Source organism: Brevundimonas sp. NPDC058933, from assembly GCF_049315965.1.
Classification (GTDB): Bacteria; Pseudomonadota; Alphaproteobacteria; order Caulobacterales; family Caulobacteraceae; genus Brevundimonas.
The window spans coordinates 1,083,628-1,102,039 of the sequence record NZ_JBMOSL010000001.1; the positions used below are offsets into that span (position 1 = coordinate 1,083,628).

At 66.5% G+C, this 18,412-nt stretch carries 15 protein-coding genes and 3 tRNA genes; 3 read left to right on the top strand and 15 right to left on the bottom strand.

Going from position 1 to position 18,412, the window contains the following annotated elements:
- Window positions 1-38: 38 nt before the first annotated feature.
- The 4 genes from ACOZBP_RS05315 to ACOZBP_RS05330 all read right to left on the bottom strand — a co-directional run bounded on the left by ACOZBP_RS05315 (window position 39) and on the right by ACOZBP_RS05330 (window position 3,327).
- Complete coding sequence (locus ACOZBP_RS05315) at window positions 39-1,361, bottom strand: hemolysin family protein (protein WP_422675338.1); 1,323 nt, start codon at window positions 1,359-1,361, stop codon at window positions 39-41.
- Between the two features lie 461 nt (window positions 1,362-1,822).
- Entirely contained in the window at window positions 1,823-3,013 is a 1,191-nt protein-coding gene (gene tuf, locus ACOZBP_RS05320; protein ID WP_422675339.1) for an elongation factor Tu, read from the bottom strand.
- A gap of 61 nt (window positions 3,014-3,074) precedes the next feature.
- Window positions 3,075-3,148 (bottom strand) — tRNA-Gly (locus ACOZBP_RS05325).
- 95 nt (window positions 3,149-3,243) lie between these two features.
- Window positions 3,244-3,327 (bottom strand) — tRNA-Tyr (locus ACOZBP_RS05330).
- Window positions 3,328-3,537: 210 nt separating this feature from the next.
- Here ACOZBP_RS05330 and rlmB point away from each other — a divergent pair.
- Together rlmB and ACOZBP_RS05340 are read left to right on the top strand one after the other, a co-directional pair.
- Window positions 3,538-4,350 carry a 23S rRNA (guanosine(2251)-2'-O)-methyltransferase RlmB gene (gene rlmB / locus ACOZBP_RS05335; RefSeq protein WP_422675340.1) on the top strand — a complete coding sequence of 271 codons (813 nt, stop codon included), beginning with the start codon at window positions 3,538-3,540 and terminating at the stop codon, window positions 4,348-4,350.
- A gap of 90 nt (window positions 4,351-4,440) precedes the next feature.
- The gene (locus ACOZBP_RS05340) at window positions 4,441-5,286 is read left to right on the top strand and encodes a TerC family protein (RefSeq protein WP_422675341.1); all 846 of its coding nucleotides are present in this window, start codon (window positions 4,441-4,443) and stop codon (window positions 5,284-5,286) included.
- A gap of 59 nt (window positions 5,287-5,345) precedes the next feature.
- On the opposite strand, the gene metG is transcribed toward ACOZBP_RS05340, so the two are convergent.
- From metG to ACOZBP_RS05380, 8 genes are all read right to left on the bottom strand, one after another.
- Window positions 5,346-7,055 (bottom strand): methionine--tRNA ligase, encoded by a 1,710-nt coding sequence (gene metG, locus ACOZBP_RS05345; RefSeq protein WP_422675342.1) that lies wholly within the window; start codon window positions 7,053-7,055, stop codon window positions 5,346-5,348.
- Between the two features lie 73 nt (window positions 7,056-7,128).
- Window positions 7,129-8,475, bottom strand: a complete 1,347-nt coding sequence (locus ACOZBP_RS05350; protein WP_422675343.1) for an MATE family efflux transporter — start codon at window positions 8,473-8,475, stop codon at window positions 7,129-7,131.
- A gap of 65 nt (window positions 8,476-8,540) precedes the next feature.
- Entirely contained in the window at window positions 8,541-8,939 is a 399-nt protein-coding gene (locus tag ACOZBP_RS05355; protein ID WP_422675344.1) for a DUF1489 family protein, read from the bottom strand.
- Window positions 8,940-9,111: 172 nt separating this feature from the next.
- A complete protein-coding gene (locus tag ACOZBP_RS05360) occupies window positions 9,112-11,103 on the bottom strand; it encodes a biotin carboxylase N-terminal domain-containing protein (protein ID WP_422675345.1) in 1,992 nt (663 codons plus the stop codon).
- A gap of 178 nt (window positions 11,104-11,281) precedes the next feature.
- Window positions 11,282-12,181 carry an enoyl-CoA hydratase-related protein gene (locus ACOZBP_RS05365; RefSeq protein WP_422675346.1) on the bottom strand — a complete coding sequence of 300 codons (900 nt, stop codon included), beginning with the start codon at window positions 12,179-12,181 and terminating at the stop codon, window positions 11,282-11,284.
- Complete coding sequence (locus ACOZBP_RS05370) at window positions 12,162-12,569, bottom strand: hypothetical protein (RefSeq protein WP_422675347.1); 408 nt, start codon at window positions 12,567-12,569, stop codon at window positions 12,162-12,164. Before ACOZBP_RS05370 ends, ACOZBP_RS05365 begins: the two co-directional genes overlap by 20 nt.
- A gap of 17 nt (window positions 12,570-12,586) precedes the next feature.
- Window positions 12,587-13,081, bottom strand: coding sequence for a hypothetical protein (locus ACOZBP_RS05375; protein ID WP_422675348.1), 495 nt, complete (start codon window positions 13,079-13,081; stop codon window positions 12,587-12,589).
- A gap of 114 nt (window positions 13,082-13,195) precedes the next feature.
- Complete coding sequence (locus tag ACOZBP_RS05380; RefSeq protein ID WP_422675349.1) at window positions 13,196-14,788, bottom strand: carboxyl transferase domain-containing protein; 1,593 nt, start codon at window positions 14,786-14,788, stop codon at window positions 13,196-13,198.
- Between the two features lie 78 nt (window positions 14,789-14,866).
- On the opposite strand from ACOZBP_RS05380, the gene ACOZBP_RS05385 reads away from it, so the two are divergent.
- A complete protein-coding gene (locus ACOZBP_RS05385; protein ID WP_422675350.1) occupies window positions 14,867-16,654 on the top strand; it encodes a patatin-like phospholipase family protein in 1,788 nt (595 codons plus the stop codon).
- On the opposite strand, the gene ACOZBP_RS05390 is transcribed toward ACOZBP_RS05385, so the two are convergent.
- The 3 genes from ACOZBP_RS05390 to ACOZBP_RS05400 form a co-directional block, all read right to left on the bottom strand.
- Entirely contained in the window at window positions 16,587-17,378 is a 792-nt protein-coding gene (locus ACOZBP_RS05390) for a methyltransferase domain-containing protein (RefSeq protein ID WP_422675351.1), read from the bottom strand. The two genes, ACOZBP_RS05385 and ACOZBP_RS05390, sit on opposite strands and share 68 nt — an antisense overlap.
- Before the next feature lie 43 nt (window positions 17,379-17,421).
- Window positions 17,422-17,498: transfer RNA gene (locus ACOZBP_RS05395), tRNA-His, on the bottom strand.
- Between the two features lie 82 nt (window positions 17,499-17,580).
- Entirely contained in the window at window positions 17,581-18,330 is a 750-nt protein-coding gene (locus ACOZBP_RS05400) for a M48 family metallopeptidase (protein ID WP_422675352.1), read from the bottom strand.
- Between the last annotated feature and the right edge of the window lie 82 nt (window positions 18,331-18,412).

Genomic DNA, 18,412 nt, shown 5'->3' on the forward strand with positions numbered 1-18,412 from the left:
GATCTCTCTCCAGGTCCCAACGACGGCGGGTCCCAGGATCAGTTGGTGTCGGTCGGTCCGCCTTCCCGCCCCGGGATGATCGTCCGGAACAGCAGCTTGTCGATCCGGCGGTCGTCCATGTCGATGACCTCGACCTCGAACCGGCCAAGCTGAAGGACTTCGCCCTCCTGCGGCAGGCGAGACAGGTGATGCAGCACCAGACCGGCGACGGTGTGGAAGCTTTCGTGCTCTCCGAAGTCCTCACCTAGGATATCGCCAAGTTCATCCAGATCGGCCTGGCCATCGACGGCCCATGACCCATCCTCGCGCTTGCGGATCGACTGACCCAGTTCGTCGTGACTTTCGTTGAAGTCCCCGGCGATCATTTCCAGCAGGTCGGTGGCCGTGACCACGCCCTCGAAGGCGCCGTACTCATCCACGACAAAGGCCATGTGGACCTTGGAGCCTTTCAGGATCTCCAGCGCCTTCAGCACCGAAGTCGACTGCGGGATAAAGGCCGGTTCGGCCACCAGCTTCTCGATGTCGTAGGAACCGCTGGTCAGAAGACTGTCCAGCAGATCCTTCTTGTGAACCACGCCCAGGGGATTATCGACATCGCTCTCGCGCGCGACCACGATCCGCGAATAGGGGCAGGTGCGGATTTCCTCGCGCAGCACTTCCTCGGTGTCGTCCAGGGCGATCCAGAAGACCTCGTGGCGCGGCGTCATGGCCACGCGCACGGCGCGGTCGCCGAGACGCAGGATTTCCTCAATCATCACCTGTTCTTCAGGTTCGATCAGGCCGGCGGACGTGCCTTCGGCCAGAATGCTCTCGACCTCCTCCTGGGTGACGTCCGAGCCGTCCCGATCCTTGACGCCCATGAGCTTGAGGATGCCCGAGGTCGAGGCCGTCAGCAGCAGCACGAACGGTTTCATCAGCAGGGCCATGGCCGAGATCGGCGCGGCCATCTTGGAGGCGATCGCCTCAGGGAATATCAGGGCCAGGCGTTTGGGCACCAGTTCGCCGACGATCAGCGAGACATAGGTGATCAGCACCACCACAAGGGCCGTAGCGAAGAACTGCGAGTAGGGAGCAAAGGCTGGGAAGGCCGCTTCCAGAATCCGATCAAGCTCACCCGCGATGGTGGCCTGACCATAGGCGCCCGCCAGAATCCCGATCAGGGTGATGCCGACCTGAACGGCCGACAGAAACTGCGTCGGTTCCTCGGACAGCTTCAGGGCCGCTCTGGCCCCGCGGTCGCCGCGCTCGGCACGGCTGTGAAGCTTGGATTTACGTGATGAAACGACCGCAAGCTCGGTCATGGCGAAAAGGCCGTTCAGCACCACAAGCAGCAGCACGACGACGATAGCGATGGTCAACATCGAAAGGGGAAAGACCCGCGGCGCGGCGCGACAAGCGGCGTCCGCGCAGGAATAGTAAGGCTGATCGCCTCGCTATGCCAGTGGTTCATGAGGCAAAACGCAGTTCAACCGGTTCGGCCGATATCGACCGTCCCATAGGCGCCCGACGACGGTCCGGCTGAGCCGCCCCTTTCCACGGTCGCGCAGGCGCTCATCCCGATGATGGTGCCGATAAACAATCCGAGTCTGATCGCGCGCCGCATCATGGTTACCCATTCGTTAATCCCGATGACCAACGTCGCGCGGGAGAATGGGGTTCCGTCTGCTCTCCTCGCCTGTCGCAATCCCGGCGCCGCCAATCCCTGAAAGCAGAAGCGGCCCCCTGGATTGCTCCGGGGGGCCGCTCTGTTACTCGCTACTGCGGCCGCTGGTGAGAGAGGCCGGTACGCTACTGTTCGGGCCCTGGGGCCCGGATCGATCGATTACTCGACGATCTTGGCGACCACGCCGGCGCCGACGGTGCGGCCGCCTTCACGGATGGCGAAGCGCAGGCCCTGATCCATGGCGATCGGGGTGATCAGTTCGACGGTCAGCTCGGCGTTGTCGCCGGGCATGATCATCTCGACGCCTTCCTTCAGGTGCACGATGCCGGTCACGTCGGTCGTGCGGAAGTAGAACTGCGGACGGTAGTTGGTGAAGAACGGCGTGTGGCGGCCGCCTTCTTCCTTGGTCAGGATGTAGGCTTCAGCCAGGAACTTGGTGTGCGGGGTGATCGAACCCGGCTTGCACAGCACCTGACCGCGCTCGACGTCTTCACGCTTGGTGCCGCGCAGCAGCACGCCCACGTTGTCGCCGGCCTGACCCTGGTCCAGCAGCTTGCGGAACATTTCGACGCCCGTGCAGGTCGTCTTCTGGACCGGACGGATGCCGACGATCTCGACTTCTTCACCGACCTTGACGATACCCTTCTCGACGCGACCCGTGACCACGGTGCCGCGGCCCGAGATCGAGAAGACGTCTTCGACCGGCATCAGGAAGGGCATGTCGACCGGACGTTCCGGCTGCGGGATGTAGGCGTCGACGGTTTCCATCAGCTTCAGCACTTGCTGCTCGCCGATTTCCGGGTTCACGCCGTCGGTCGCGGCCTTGGCCGAACCCATGGTCACCGGGATGTCGTCGCCCGGGAACTGGTAGGACGAAAGCAGCTCGCGCACTTCCATCTCGACCAGCTCCAGCAGCTCCTTGTCGTCGACCAGGTCGACCTTGTTCATGAACACGACCAGGGCCGGCACGCCGACCTGACGGGCCAGCAGGATGTGCTCGCGCGTCTGCGGCATCGGGCCGTCAGCGGCCGACACCACCAGGATGGCGCCGTCCATCTGGGCGGCGCCCGTGATCATGTTCTTCACGTAGTCGGCGTGGCCCGGGCAGTCGACGTGCGCGTAGTGACGGTTGGCCGTCTCATACTCGACGTGAGCCGTGTTGATCGTGATGCCGCGGGCTTTTTCTTCCGGGGCGGCGTCGATGTCGGCGTAGTTCATCGCCTTCGCGCCGCCGGCCTTCGCCAGCGTCATCGTGATCGCCGCCGTCAACGTCGTCTTGCCGTGGTCAACGTGACCAATCGTGCCGATGTTGCAGTGCGGCTTGGTGCGTTCGAACTTTTCCTTGGCCATGGCCAAACTCCTGTGGCCCGGGTCCAAAGCGGAGGGGCGCTTCTGCTCAGTTCTAAAAACCTGGAGCGGGTAGACGGGATCGAACCGACATCCTCAGCTTGGAAGGCTGCTGCACTACCATTGTGCTATACCCGCGCGAAGAATGCGTTGCCCCAGCCCGGCTAGAGGCTGGCGTTTCCGCACCCGATTCCTTTCTGGCGTCCCGCCGTTCCGATCCTGAATAATGCGCGTGGTGGGGGAAGAAGGACTCGAACCTTCGAAGCTTACGCAGGGGATTTACAGTCCCCCCCCTTTGCCACTCGGGACATTCCCCCAGCGCGCATTCTCAAAACCGGTCTGGATACGCAACATCACGATCTTTCGATCATTTTTGTCGCGAAAGCCTTCGTGTCCGGCGACGCCTGTAATAGAGGAAGCGCCTGACCCGAAGCCCTAGGGCCCAAATCGGAGGCCGTCTTATAGTGTCGTCATTTTCAGAACGCAACGACCGGAAACCCGGTAAAAAGCAATCTTTTCACAAGCGCGTGGAAAGCCGGCCCGAGAAGGGATGGTCCCCCACGCCCACAGGCCGTTCCGGGGGGGATTCAGCCCCGAAAGGCCCCCGCGGCAAGGCGGATGCGGATAATTTTGTCTGGGGCCGACACCCGGTTCTGGCCGCCCTGGCCAATCCGGCCCGTCGCGGCATGGGCCGTTTGATGGTCACAGAGGATCGAGCCGCGGAAATCGAACGGGAAAATCTGGCGAACGGCCACCGAATCGAGGTGATTGATTCGACCGCCCTCGCCCGCTTGCTGCCCGCCGGCGCCGTTCACCAGGGCATGGTCTTCAAGGTTCAGCCGCTGGAAGGCGTCTCGCTGGAAGACCTGGCCGAAGACGCCAGCGGCGTTATCGTCCTGCTGGATCAACTGACCGACACCCAGAACGTCGGCGCCATCTTCCGCTCGGCCCTGGCGTTCGGGGCCAAGGGAATCGTTGTGCAGGACCGGCATTCACCCGCCCTGGCCGGAGCCCTGGCCAAGGCTGCGGCGGGCGCGACGGAGCGCCTGCCCTGCGCCCGCGTCACCAATCTGAGCCGCGCGCTGGAAAAACTGGCCGATCTGGGATGGCGCGCCGTCGGTCTGGACGGCTCGGCCGAACTGACGCTGGAACAGGCGCTCGATTCACGCCCGACCGTCCTGGTCATGGGCTCGGAAGGCGACGGCGTTCGCCGACTGGTGGCCGAGCATTGCGACGTCATGGCCAGGATCCCCATGCCCGGGGGATTCGAAAGCCTGAACGTCTCCAACGCGGCGGCCATCGCCCTGTACGAGACCGCCCGCGCCCAGCGCCCGGTCTGATCGGCCTCTCCTCCCGCCGACCGAAGATCGGCGGGAGCCAGTTTGCTGCGGCGTCTTGGCGCAGCCCCTGCCGGCGCTTAAAGAGCGCCGATGGAATTCCTCTCAGATCCCCACTTCCTCAGTCAGGCCTCCGCCCTCGGCAAGGTCATGATGATCGACCTGGTCCTGGCCGGAGACAACGCCGTGGCCGTGGGCCTGGCCGCCGCCGCCCTGCCCCAGGAACAGCGCCGCAAGGCCATCCTGATCGGCCTGGCAGCGGCCGTCGTCATGCGCATCGGCCTGGCCCTGATCACCGTGCAGCTTCTGGCCGTGGTCGGCCTGCTGCTTGCGGGCGGCTTCCTGCTGCTTTGGGTCTGCTGGAAGATGTGGCGCGAACTGCGCGAGCAGGCGACCCACGATCAGGCCGAGGCCGAGGCCGAGATCGAGCGGGCCATGGCCATCGAACACGGCGGCGGCCCCAGCCCCGAGGAAATGGGTCTGAAGCGCAAGACGTTTGGCGCCGCCCTGATCCAGATCATGATCGCCGACCTGACCATGTCGCTGGACAATGTGCTGGCCGTCGCCGGCGCCAGCCACGACCACCCCTGGATCATGGTCTTCGGCCTGGTTCTGTCGATCGCCCTGATGGGTCTGGCCGCCAGCTTCATCGCCAAGCTGCTGAACCGCTATCGCTGGATCGCCTACATCGGCCTGGCCATCGTCCTCTATGTCGCCCTGCACATGATCTGGGACGGCGGCCGATCGGTCATCGTGCGCACCGGTCACGCCGACCAGTTCAACGCCTCGGCCCCGGCCTTCCTCGACATCAGCGCCGAGGAACAGGCCAAGCACATGAAGCACGCCGCCGCCGGCAGCAAGGGCTCCACGCCCGCCGGCCTGCCCGGCGGGCTGGAACAGAGGAAGCCTCCAGCGGCGGACGCGGCGCCCGCTCCGTGACCTGACAGCAAAAAGGCCCGGATCGCTCCGGGCCTTTTCTCTATTCAGCGCTCGGAAGTTCAGCCCTCAGCGCCGCCGAAACGCTCGGTCCATTCGGCGACCTGGGTGTCCTCGATCTTGGCGAACAGGACGGCGGGGGCCGCGACCGTCTGACCGGCGGGGACCAGGGTCAGCAGGTCGGCGTCGGCGTTCGGCCACGACAGGTCGGCAGCGCCGACCGTGGCGCCGATGCGCTCGGCGCTGCCGGGCATGAAGGGCACGGTGATGCGGGCGAACAGGGCGACCAGCGACAGGCCGGTGCGCACGACGACGGCGGCGCGGTCGCGGTCGGTCTTCAGCGCCGTCCAAGGGGCGGCTTCCTGAAGATACTCGTTGCCCATGACCCAGAGGGCGCGCGCGGCCTGGGCCGCCTTGCGGAACTCCATGGCCTCGAACTCGGCGGTCAGGGTTTCCAGACCGGCCTTGATGTCCGCCGCCAGCTTGGCTTCCAGCGGACCGGCCTCGCCGCCCTCGGGCACGACGCCGTCAAACTTGGATTCCGTGAACTTGACGATGCGGTTGACGAAGTTGCCCAGGACGTCGGCCAGGTCCTTGTTCGTCGTCGCCTGGAACTGCTCCCAGGTGAAGGCGGCGTCGGAGTGCTCAGGACCATAGGCCGTCAGGTGCCAGCGCCAGTAGTCGGCCGGCAGGAGCTCCAGCGCCTGATCCATGAAGACGCCCCGGCCCATGCTGGTCGAGAACTTGCCGCCGTACCAGTTCAGCCAGTTGAAGGCCTTGAGCTGATCGACCGTCTTCCACGGCTCGCCCGAGCCCAGGATGGTGGCGGGGAAGCTGACGGTGTGGAAGGCGACGTTGTCCTTGCCCATGAACTGGACGTAGCGGACGTCGTCCGCGCCCTCGTCCAGACGCCACCACGAGCGCCAGTTGCCGCCCGTCTCCTCGGCCCATTCCTCGGTCGCGCCGATGTATTCGATGGGGGCGTCGAACCAGACGTAGAAGACCTTGCCCTCCATGCCCGGACGCGGGCCGCCGTCGGGACCGACGACCGGCACGCCCCATTTAAGGTCGCGGGTGATGCCGCGGTCGATCAGGCCTTCGTCCAGATGCTTGTAGGCGATGGAACGGGCCAGCGGCTGCCAGCCCTCGGAGCGAGCGTCGACCCAGGCGCGGACTTCGTCAGCCACCTTGGTCTGCAGCAGATAGAGGTGGCGGGTGTCGCGGACCTCCAGGTTGCGGCTGCCCGAGACCGCCGAATAGGGATTGATCAGATCGGTCGGGTCCAGCAGGCGGCCGCAGTTGTCGCACTGGTCGCCGCGCGCCTTTTCATAGGCGCAGTGCGGGCAGGTCCCCTCGACATAGCGGTCGGGCAGGAAGCGGGCGTCGTCGATCGAATAGATCATCCGGTCGACGCGCTCCTCGATCAGGCCCCGCTCTTCCAGCACCTTGGCGAAGTGCTGGGTCAGGCGGGTGTTCGGAGCGTTGGAGCTGCGGCCGAAGACGTCGAACGACAGGCTGAAGGCCTCGCCGGCCTGCTTCTGGACCTGATGCTGTTCGTCGCAATAGGTGCGGACGTCCTGGCCGGCGGCCGCGGCGGCCAGCTCGGCCGGGGTGCCGTGCTCGTCGGTGGCGCAGACATAGAGGACGTCGTGGCCGCGCCCGCGCATGAACCGCGCCCAGACGTCGGCCGGCAACATGGACCCGGCCAGATTCCCCAGGTGCTTGATGCCGTTGATGTAGGGCAGCGCCGAGGTGATGAGGATGCGGGCCATGGTCGTCCAGTCTGCGGGAGGAAGCAGACGGATATAGAGGGCGAAACCCGAGGCGTCACCCCGCCGTCAGGCCTCAGGCCGGCAAGCGCTTCGCGATCCGCACGAACCGGCCGATCAGCAGCGCGCCGGAGATCAGGCTGGCCACGATGACCGACCAGACCAGACCGTCGACGCCGATCCGGTGCGCCAGCCACCAGCCCAGCGGGATCATGATAAGCCCGTAGGACAGAAGGTGCATCAGCGTCGGCCAGACCACGTCGCCCGACGCGCGGTTGGCCTGGGCGGCGACGACCTGCTGGGCGTCGGCGACGAAGAAGAGGGTCGCCAGCACCAGGGCCGGGGCCGCGATGGCCAGGATGGCCGGGTCGGTCGTATAGGCGCTGACCACCAGGGGGGCGGTCAGCCACAGGCCGATCGCGATGATGAAGGCCAGGACCGTGACCACGCCGATGCCGGCCAGGCCCCCGCGCATGACGCCGTCCCGGTCGCGCGCGCCGTAGCTGCGGCCGACCAGGACCGCCGTCGCCGAGCCCAGGCCCATGGGCACCATGAAGACGATGGCGGAGACGTTGATGACCACGGCCCAGCTGGCGGTCTCGGCGGCGCCCAGCTGACCGGCGAAAACGGTCATGGCGGCGAAGGCGCCGACCTCGATGAAGTTGGACGAACCGGCGCCGACGCCGACCTTGACCTGCTCGCGCTCGACCGCCTTGTCGCGCTTCGGCTTGCTGAAGACGCCCAGAGCCCTCGCCTCGGGCAGGCGCAGGATGAAGATGACCAGGAAGATCGCCAGCGCGGTGCGCGCGCCGAAGGTGGCCAAGGCCGAGGCGACCGCGCCATCGACGCCCAGCCCCAGAAGGTCCGGCACCAGCATCAGATTGAGACCCAGGTTGACGGCGTTGGCGACCCACATGGCCACCATCCCGGCCTTGGGCCGATGCAGCCCCTCAAGGAAGAACTGGGCCGCGACCGAGATCAGATAGGCCGGCATCGAAAGCGCGAAGACCATCAGGGCGGGCGAAGCGCCCTCGCCCAGTCCGTCTTCCAGACCCATGTGCTGCAGCCCGAACGGCCCCAGCAGCATCAGGGCGATCATCGAGACGACGCCGATCTGCAGCGCATAGACCATGCCGCGACGCAGGACCGCGCCGACCTCGTCCTTGCGGCCCTCGCCCAGCAGGCGGGCGGTCATGACCTGTACGCCCATCATCAGGCCGACCGCCGTGGTCAGGACGACCGATGACGGCGCCCAGGCCAGGGAGTGATAGGCCAGTTCGCGGCTGGCGTAGTGGCCGACGACGATGGCGTCGGTCAGGCCCATGGTCATGATGCCCAGACGCGCCAGCACGACCGGCCAGGCCAGCTTCAGCAGCTCGGACAGGGTTTCGCGGGTCTTGAAGCTGAACAGGGCGTTGGTCATGGGAGCCGGGACAGGCCACGACGACGACCAAAGGTCAACACTTGCGGCCTAAAGCCACGAAAGGGTCACCATGCGCCCAGTTCGCGCAGCTCACGCGCCAGGTCGTCGGGCAGGTCCGTCGCTTGGGCCACGGACAGGTCCGGCGGCACGTCCTTGGGCTCGAAATAGCGCCAGCCCTGAAACGGCCGCCGGGCCAGGGGCGCGGTGCGGATGACCTGGCTGTCCAGCCTGATCTCGCAGCGGCTGGCCTTGCCTTCGCCGACAGTGGTGATGTCGAGGATGCGCTGACGGCAGGTCACAGAGCCCTTCATGACCCAGTAGAGCGAACCGCCGTCCTCGATCTCGGCGGCGCGTTTGGGCGTCATGCGGGTGTGGACGATGCGCCAGTCGGAACGGGCGACGTTCGCCTCCAGCGTCTCGACCTCGGACACGCCGACGCAGAGTTTGATCATGTGAAGGGGCATGGGGGGCACATAGTCTCTTGGCGGGATTGGCGAAACCACCTCTTCCGTCATCCCGGGGCCGCGTAGCGGAACCCGGGACCCAGACGGCGGCTCTGATCCAGCCCTGCCCGTGTTTGAAGCCGATGCCTGGGTCCCGGATCGGCCAGACGGCCGTCCGGGATGACGGCGGGGGTTAGTCCGCCGCCTTCACCACCGCCAGAACGGCGCCGTCCACGACCTGATCACCGACGGCGACGTTGAACTCGGCCACCACGCCGTCGAAGGGCGCGGTCAGGGCGTGTTCCATCTTCATGGCTTCCAGAACGACGATAGGCTGGCCCTTGGTCACGGCGTCGCCGGCCTTGGCCGGCGCGGCGACGATCTTGCCCGGCATGGGCGCGCGAAGGCCGCCATCGGAGGCGGAACCGCCAGCGCTGGTGCTGGACTTGCGGCGACGGAACTCGATGACGTCGCCGTCGTCAAAGACCACGATCCGCTCGGCGTCCGGGGCGAAGGCGGTGACGACATCGCCGTCGACCACGACCAGATCGGTCTCACCATAGACGCGGGCGGTTTCGCCCTCCACGCCGACGTCAAAGCTCGACTGACGTCCGTGCCAACCCGGCTCGCCAGCCAGGGTCACGGCGTGCTGCTGGTCGCCGTGGTGCAGGGCCGTGCGCGACTGAGCCGCGCCATTCATGCGGAAGCCGAACAGGCCCGCCCGCCACGGAGCCAGCGCCTTGTCCTCGACGTCAAAGGCGGCGGCGTCCGCCTCAAGCCCGATCAGGCCAGCAGCGCCAGCCAGAGCCTGCGCCGAAACGGGCGAGGCGATCAAAGCCCCCTCCTCGGCAGCGATAAAGCCCGTGTCCACGTCGCCCTCGACAAAGCGAGGGTGGTCCAGGCAGCGGGCCAGGAAACCGGCGTTGGTGCGGACGGGCCAGACCTCGACCTCGCGGCAGGCGTTCGCCAGACGGGCGGCGGCGGCTTCGCGGCTGTCGGCGTGGACGATCAGCTTGGCGATCATCGGGTCGTAGAACTGGCTGACCTCGCCGCCCTGCTCCACGCCGGTGTCGACACGAATGTCGTCCGGCATGACGAAGTGATCCAGCCGCCCGATGGAGGGCAGGAAGCCGTGGGCCGGGTCCTCGGCATAGAGGCGGGCCTCCATGGCCCAGCCCTTCATCGGGATGTCGGCCTGAGCCAGCGGGATCGGTTCGCCCGCCGCGACGCGCAGCTGCCATTCGACCAGATCGACGCCGGTGATGGATTCCGTGACCGGGTGCTCGACCTGCAGCCGGGTGTTCATCTCCATGAACCAGATGCGGTCGGCCTTCAGCCCGTCCGAGGCGTCGGCGATGAACTCGATGGTGCCTGCGCCCTGATAGTTCACGGCCTTGGCCGCGCGGACGGCGGCGGCGGTGACGGCGTCGCGCGTGGCCTGATCCATGCCCGGCGCGGGCGCCTCCTCGATCACCTTCTGGTGTCGGCGCTGCAGCGAGCAGTCGCGCTCATGCAGATGGACGACATTGCCATGGCTGTCGCCGAAGACCTGAACCTCGATGTGGCGCGGGCGGGTGATATAGCTCTCGATCAGGACGCGCGGATCGCCGAACGACGACTGGCCCTCGCGCTGGGCCGAAGCCAGACCATCGGCGAAGTCCTCGGCCCGGTCGACCTTCTTCATGCCCTTGCCGCCGCCGCCGGCGACCGCCTTGATCAGGACGGGATAGCCGATGCGCGCCGCCTCGGCCGTCAGGGTTTCGACCGACTGGTCCTCGCCCTGATAGCCGGGGGTGACGGGCACGCCGGCCTCGATCATCAGCTTCTTGGCCGCGTCCTTCAGGCCCATGGCGCGGATCGAGGACGGCTGCGGGCCGATCCAGACGATCCCGGCCTCCATCACCGCCTCTGCGAAGTCGGCGTTCTCGGACAGGAAGCCGTAGCCGGGGTGGATGGCCTCCGCCCCCGTCGCCTTGGCCGCCGCCAGCACCTTGGCCGAATCCAGATAGGATTCGCGCGCCGCCGCCGGGCCGATCAGCACCGCCTCGTCCGCCTCGCGAACGTGCAGCGCCTGAGCGTCGGCCTCGGAATAGACGGCGATGGTGCGCAGGCCCATGCGGCGGGCGGTGCGGAAGACGCGGCAGGCGATCTCGCCGCGATTGGCGACCAGGACGGACTTGAACATCAGGCTGTTCCTTACCCTTCTCCCCTTGTGGGAGAAGGTGGCCCGCGAAGCGGGTCGGATGAGGGGTCTCGCAAAAAATGGGATCGAAGACGAAGCGGCTGGGGCGGCGCAACCCCTCATCCGTCAGCCTTCGGCTGACACCTTCTCCCACAAGGGGAGAAGGGTCATTTGAGCAGTCTTACTCAGCCCAGCTGGGTGCGCGCTTGTCGAGGAAGGCGCGGACGCCCTCCTGGCCTTCGGCCGAGACGCGGGCGCGAGCGATGCGCTTGGCGGTCTCTTCCAGCAGGCGATGGTCGATATCCTTGCCCGCCACATCGTTCACCAGACGCTTGGCCTCGCCCATGGCGCCGGGCGCACAGGTCGTCAGGCTGTCGGTCAGCATGGAGATGAACTCGTCCACCGACCCTTCCGGCAGGACCAGATCGATCAGCCCCGCATGAGCGGCGTAGTCGGCGTCGAAGGTGTTGGCGGTCAGGAACAGCTGGCGGGCGCGACGCGCGCCGACGGCTTCGATGACATAGGGAGCGATGGTCGCGGGGATCAGGCCCAGCTTGACCTCGGAGAAGGCGAAGCGCGCGCCCTCGACCGCCACGGCCATGTCGCAGGCGGCGACGATGCCGGCCCCGCCGCCCATGGCCGAGCCCTCGACCAGAGCCACCGTCAGGGCCGGCACGTCGTGCAGGGCCTTGAGCATTTTAGCCAGACCCATGGCGTCGTCGCGGTTGTCGCTCTCGGACCAGCCGGCGGCGTCGGCCATCCAGTTCAGGTCGGCGCCCGCGCTGAAGGTGCCGCCCGCGCCGCGGATGAAGACCACGCGGACCCGGTCGGCCCCGTGCAGCGTCTCGAACGCCTGATAGAGGGCCGCGATGGTGGCTGCGTCAAAAGCGTTGCGCTTTTCGGGACGGTTGATGGTCACGAAGACCACGCCCGACGGCAGGGCGTCGATCTTGACCAGTTCATTGTCCGCGTCCGGCGCCGGGTCAGCGACGAAGGGATGGGCGATGGCGTTGATTTCGGCCGCCTCGGCGTCGGTGACGTCCAGGGCGTTCAGGTCTTCTTCAGTCGGCTTGTCGGCCATCTTGGTTTCCTTGCGGGCAGCGCAGGACGACGGACTCAGGTCCGTCGCCATAGGTGAAGCTGAGCTTCTGGTGGTCGTCTGACAGTATCAGCGTGCGGCTGAGGCGTTCGATCCCGTCATAGTCTTCGTGGTCGACGAGGATGTTGATCCCGTCCAGTTCCGCTGGATGAACGGCCAGGACCTCGTCCCCCGCTTCGAAATAGATGAGCGCCTTGTCCGTGATGATCAGGTTGGTCCCGCTTTCGCGGTCGCCGCAGTGTTTCGGGTCGCTGTTCCACTCGCCCTGAAAACGCACAGGAATGGAGGTCTGCGTCTGCGCATGGCCCGCGCCGACAAGCGCCAGCCCGAGCAAAAGGCCCAGGCTGACGCGGACGACGCCGCGGTTCAAGGCGGAGATCCGGTGGATCAAACGGGGTCGCAACGGTTGGCGCGAACGGTCTTGCCGTCTTGCTCGACGCGCAGCGAAATGCCGGCGACCGGAGACAGACGCAGGATCTGTACGAGGGTTTGGTCCCCTTCAGAGGACTGGCTTTCCAGAACCACGCGGATGGCGTCGCCCTGCCCTTCAAGGGTTTCCAGCGCCACCAGCTTCGAGGTGTCCTCGTAGCCCTTGATCTCGTTGGCGGTGATGATGAAGCGAGTGCCGCTCTCGTCCTTGGCGCAGCCGTCGTCGCTATAGTCCCACTCGCCGCGATAGCCGACGGGGAAGACCGCCTGCGACGGCTGGCCTGCGCGTGCGGCCTCCTCCTCGGCCGCAGAAACGGGTTCGGCCGCTGCGGCCTGCGGCGTTGAAGCCATCGCCGGAGCCTCTTCCGTCGCCGCTGCGGGTTTCGAGTCGGCCTGCGATCCGCAAGCCGCGAGCAGGGCCGTCAAGGCGATGAGAGCTGCAGTCTTCTTCATGATCACTGTCCTTGTCGTGCAGATTTCGATCCCGGATCGAGATCGCCGATGCGACCTTTCCAGCCGCGTCGCCTCGCTACAAGCAGATTTTGAACACCGTACAATATCTTCACCCTACATCCTGAACACGCCGAAGCGCGTTTCCGGAATGGGGGCGTTCAGGCTGGCGCTGATGGCCAGGCCCAGGACGTCGCGGGTCTGGACCGGGTCGATGACGCCGTCGTCCCACAGGCGAGCGGTGGCGTAGTAGGGGTTGCCCTCGTCCTCGTACTTCTGGCGGATCGGGGCCTTGAAGCTCTCGGCTTCGTCGGCCGTCCAGGTCTCGGCGTCGCGGTGGACGGCGGCCAGAACCGAGGCGGCCTGCTCGCCGCCCATCACGCTGATGCGGCTATTGGGCCAGGTGAAGAGGAAGCGCGGGCTGTAGGCCCGGCCGCACATGCCGTAGTTGCCGGCGCCAAAGCTGCCGCCGATCAGGACCGTGAACTTCGGCACCTCGGCCGAGGCGACCGCCGTCACCAGCTTGGCGCCGTGCTTGGCTATGCCTTCGGCCTCGTACTTGCCGCCAACCATGAAGCCGGAGATGTTTTGCAGGAAGAGCAACGGAATCTTGCGCTTGCAGGCCAGTTCGATGAAGTGCGCGCCCTTCTGGGCGCTCTCCGAGAACAGGACGCCGTTGTTGGCCAGGATGGCGACCGGATAGCCCCAGATGCGGGCGAAGCCGCAGACCAGGCTGGCGCCGTAAAGCGATTTGAACTCATCGAAGTCCGAGCCGTCGACGATGCGGGCGATGACCTCGCGGACATCATAGGGCGCGCGCACGTCGTCGGGGATCAGGCCGTAAAGCTCTTGCGGGTCCAGGGCCGGGGCGCGCGGCTCGCGCACGTCCAGCGGCACATCCTTGACCGTGTTCAGGTTGGCGACGATGGAGCGGACGATCTCCAGGGCATGCTCGTCGTTCTCGGCCACATGGTCGACCACGCCGGACTTGCGGCCATGGGTCTCGGCCCCTCCCAGTTCCTCAGCCGAGATGACCTCGCCGGTGGCGGCCTTCACCAGCGGCGGGCCAGCCAGGAAGATGGTCCCCTGATTGCGCACGATGACCGTCTCGTCTGACATGGCCGGCACATAGGCGCCGCCGGCGGTGCAGGAGCCCATGACGCAGGCGATCTGCGGGATCGACTTCGCGCTCATCCGCGCCTGATTGAAGAAGATGCGGCCGAAGTGGTCGCGGTCCGGGAAGACCTCGGCCTGATGCGGCAGGTTGGCGCCGCCCGAATCGACCAGGTAGACGCACGGCAGGTTGTTCTGCTCGGCGATCTCCTGCGCCCGCAGATGCTTCTTCACCGTCATGGGGAAGTAGGCGCCGCCCTTCACCGTCGGATCGTTGCAGACGATCATGACCTCGCGGCCGGACACCCGACCGACGCCGCAGATCATGCCCGCGCCGGGGGCTTCGTCGCGATACATGCCGTTGGCGGCCAGCTGTCCGACCTCGAGGAAGGGCGAGCCGGGGTCCAGCAGGCGCTCGACCCGGTCGCGCGGCAGGAGCTTGCCGCGCGCCACGTGGCGGTCGCGGCTGGCGTCTGAACCGCCCCGCGCGGCCTTGGCCACCTTTTCATAAAGCGCGTCCCGCAGGGCGCGATTGTGCGCATCCAGCGTTTTGAAAGCAGGACTGTTGCGATCGACGGCGGAAATCAGCTTGGGCATGCCCAAGGTTTAGGAGGCTTCCGCCTCGGGGGGAAGCACCCGCTTTCCTGTCGGACGAAATCCGGCATAAACGATCCCATGGCTGTTGAACGTCCCGACACGCTTGAAGCTGCGCTCGCGCGCGTCTTTGAGGGCACAAAGAACACGCGCGCCAGTTGGTTCGCCCTGACGCGGGGTGAGCGGCTCTTCTCCGCCGGCGATCCGGCCGACACCCTGTATCTTTTGCGCGCCGGGCGGCTGGGCGTGTTTCGCGACGACAACGGACGCGGATCGCAATTCGTGGGCGTCATCAAGCCGGGCGATCCCGTCGGCGAAATGGCCATGCTGGCCGGCACCACGCACCTGGCCAACGTCGTGGCTCTGCGCGACAGCGACGTTATCGCCCTGCCGCGGGACGCCTTCTTCGATGCGGCTCGCGCCGAGCCGGCCCTGATGGCCGAACTGGGCCAGATCATGCTGACCCGTGCGCGCGATCGCAACTCGACGGGATCCGACCCGACCGTCTTCGGCTTCATCTCGGCGCGGCGGCAGCCGATCCGCAGCTTCGTCGAGCGCGTCGCCCGCGCCGTTGAGGCCCAGGGCTTCACCTGCCGCATCATCGACCAGACGGCTCTGTCGTCGGCGGCCGAATGGTTTTCGGGCGTCGAGGATGCGCACGACTACGTCCTCTATATCGCCGAGGCCGACGAGCCGGGATGGGCCTCGCTGTGTGCGAGACAGGTGGACCGCGTCTTCATGGTTGGCGACGCCGACCATGCGCCGCACCCGCCCATTCCGCCGCTTCAGGTCGCAGACGAAGCCCACCCGCTGACCGACCTGATCCTGCTGCGCGCCCCGCACATGGCCCGGCCCACCAACACCCGCGTCTGGCTGGAGACCTTCAGGCCCGGGCGCTGGTTCCATGCCGTTGAAGGCCTTTTCGACGACACGGCGCGGATCGCCCGCATTGTCACGGGCTCCGCCGTCGGCGTGGTGTTGTCAGGGGGCGGCGCCCGCGCCTACGCTCATATCGGCGCGTTGAAGGCCCTGCGTGAGGCCGGCATGCCCATCGACTTCATCGGCGGCTCCTCCATGGGGGCGGTCATCGCCGCCGGCCCCGGCCTGGGCTGGTCAGACGAGGAGTTGGACGAGCGCATCCGCAAGGCCTTCGTCGAATCCGACCCGCTGTCGGACATCGCCTTTCCGATCATCGCCATGACCCATGCCCGCAAGGTCGCGAACCTGATGCAGGACGCCTACGGCGACGTGGCCATCGAGGACATGCCCCTGCCCTTCTTCGCTGTCTCGACCAATCTGACCTCCGGCAAGATCGAGGTGCATCGGGAAGGCATGCTGCGTCACGCCCTGCGCGCCTCAATCTCCATTCCGGGCGTCATGCCGCCGGTGGTGATGAACGGTCAGGTGCTGGTGGACGGCGCCGTGCTGAGAAACTTCCCCAGCGAGGTGATGCGTCGACTGAACAGCGGGCCGGTTGTCGGCGTCGACGTGTCCCAGACGCGCGGCGTGGACCCTCAGGCGCTGGAGAACCCGCCCTCGTGGTGGCGCTGGATCCTTTCCGGCGCCTGGAAAAAGGGGCCGCCCATCGTCTCGGTGCTGATGCGCTCGGCCACCCTGACGACGGAGGCGGAACTGCAACAGGCGCGCGCCGACAGCGACCTGCTCATCCAGCCTCGCCCCGAAGGCGTCGATATTCGTGACTGGAAGGCCTATGAGCCGGCCGTGTCCTCAGGCTACGCCGCCGCTCAGGCTTCCCTGACCACCTTGAACTGCCCGATCGAGCACCTGCATCGCCACCGGGTCAGCGCCTTTGCGCCACCAGAAACAGACGAGGAAATGGTAGAAGAGTTGCTCCGTCCGCCCGTCTAGGGAAGGCCGACGACAGCCGCTCGCCCAGCGCCTTCAAGAAGGCTTCTTGCATCGGCGGATCACTGGCCAGCGCGGTCAGATAGGGTCGCAGCGCCGTGCCCTTCATCCATTCCAGCACGGCGTCCTTACCCGTCAGGACGTGCAGATAGGTCGTGGCCCAGATGTCGATGTGGTCGCACAGCGGCGAAAGCGCCTCGTAGTAGGCCTCAGCCGGCAGCAGGGGCGCGATGGTGTCCACGCCCGCCAACAGCGACGCCCACGCCCCCTCGGCCGCCGTCTCGCGCATGAGGGCGTGGTGGCGCGTCTCCCAGGCCATCGGCATCTGCACGGCCAGCAGGCCGCCGGCGGCCAGCGCTTCGGCCAGATGGACGAACAGGTCAGCGTGATCCGGCAGCCATTGCAGCGAGGCGTTGGCCAGAATCAGGTCGGCGGGTCGTTCGGGCGTCCAGGTCGCGATGTCGCCAACGGACCAGTCCACCTCGGTCGACAGGGCGTGGGCCTGATCCAGCATGGCGGTGCTGGAATCCATGCCATGGACCTGGGCGTTCGGGTGGCGGCGCTTCAGCAGGGCCGCGTGCTGGCCCGTGCCGCAGCCCAGGTCCCAGATCTCGGCCGGATCAAGATCCTCAGGCAGACGCACCAGAAGATCGAGCGCGGCGCGATCGCGTTGGGCTTCAAAGCGATTGTATTGGCGGGGGTCCCACATGGGGGAAGCGTCGCTCATGTCGTCACCACTCCAAGTCGCCGAAAGCGATTCGTTGGAGCGATGGTACCGCCTCTCAGGCTTGAACTGAGGACCTCCGGTTCCACAAACCGGCGCTCTAACCAACTGAGCTAAGGCGGCGCGATCAACGCGAGGGCGGTTCTCTAGCGGGCCTCGCTCCAGTCGGCAATATGCTTGTGAAGGATTTTCGGTTTATTCCCCGTCAGTTCCAGCCGCGGCTGGCGATATACTGCTGAAGCGCCGTGATCCGGGTCTGGTCAGACGGGTGGGTCGAGGCGAATTCCGGCGCGCCCGACTGGCGCTGCTGCGCCATCAGCCGCCACAGGGCCAGAGATTCAGACGGCCTGTAGCCCGCGGCGGCCATGTAATCGACGCCGAGACGATCCGCCTCCAGCTCATGGTTGCGCGAGAAGGGCAGCAGCAGGCCAAACTGCGCGCCCATGCCGCCGAGCGCGCCGACCGCCTGGGAGTAGTCTCCTGCCCGGCTTTGAACCGCGCCCAGAACCAGACCTGTGGTCGATTGCGTCGAATAGCGTTCAGCCGCGTGGCGGGCGACGACGTGACCGACCTCATGGCCAAGCACCGCAGCCAACTGGTCGTCGTTCTGAACCAGTTTCAGCAGGCCGGTGGTGACGCCGATCTGACCGGACGGCAGGACGAAGGCGTTAGGGCCGGCGTCCTCGAACACGGCATAGTCCCAGCTACGGCCCGCAAGACCCGCCGCCTGCACGATGCGCCCGCCCACGCGACGCACCCGTTCGTTCTGGGCGGCGTTGGTCGACACCTTTTGCGACTTCAGGGTCTCAGCCCAGGCGGCGTTCGACTGCTGAATCAGGGCGCTGTCGTCCACGATCAGGAACTGGTTGCGGCCCAGGCTCTCGTTGTAGGCGCAACCGACCACGCCAAGACCCAGGGTCGTCGTGGCGGCGATGATGACGACAAGCTTGTTCACGGCGGATCCTTCAGAAATTCGATAGCGACCATGGGCAAGGCTCCAGGCCAGCGCCAGACTGCGGGGCGTCAGACAAAGAAAA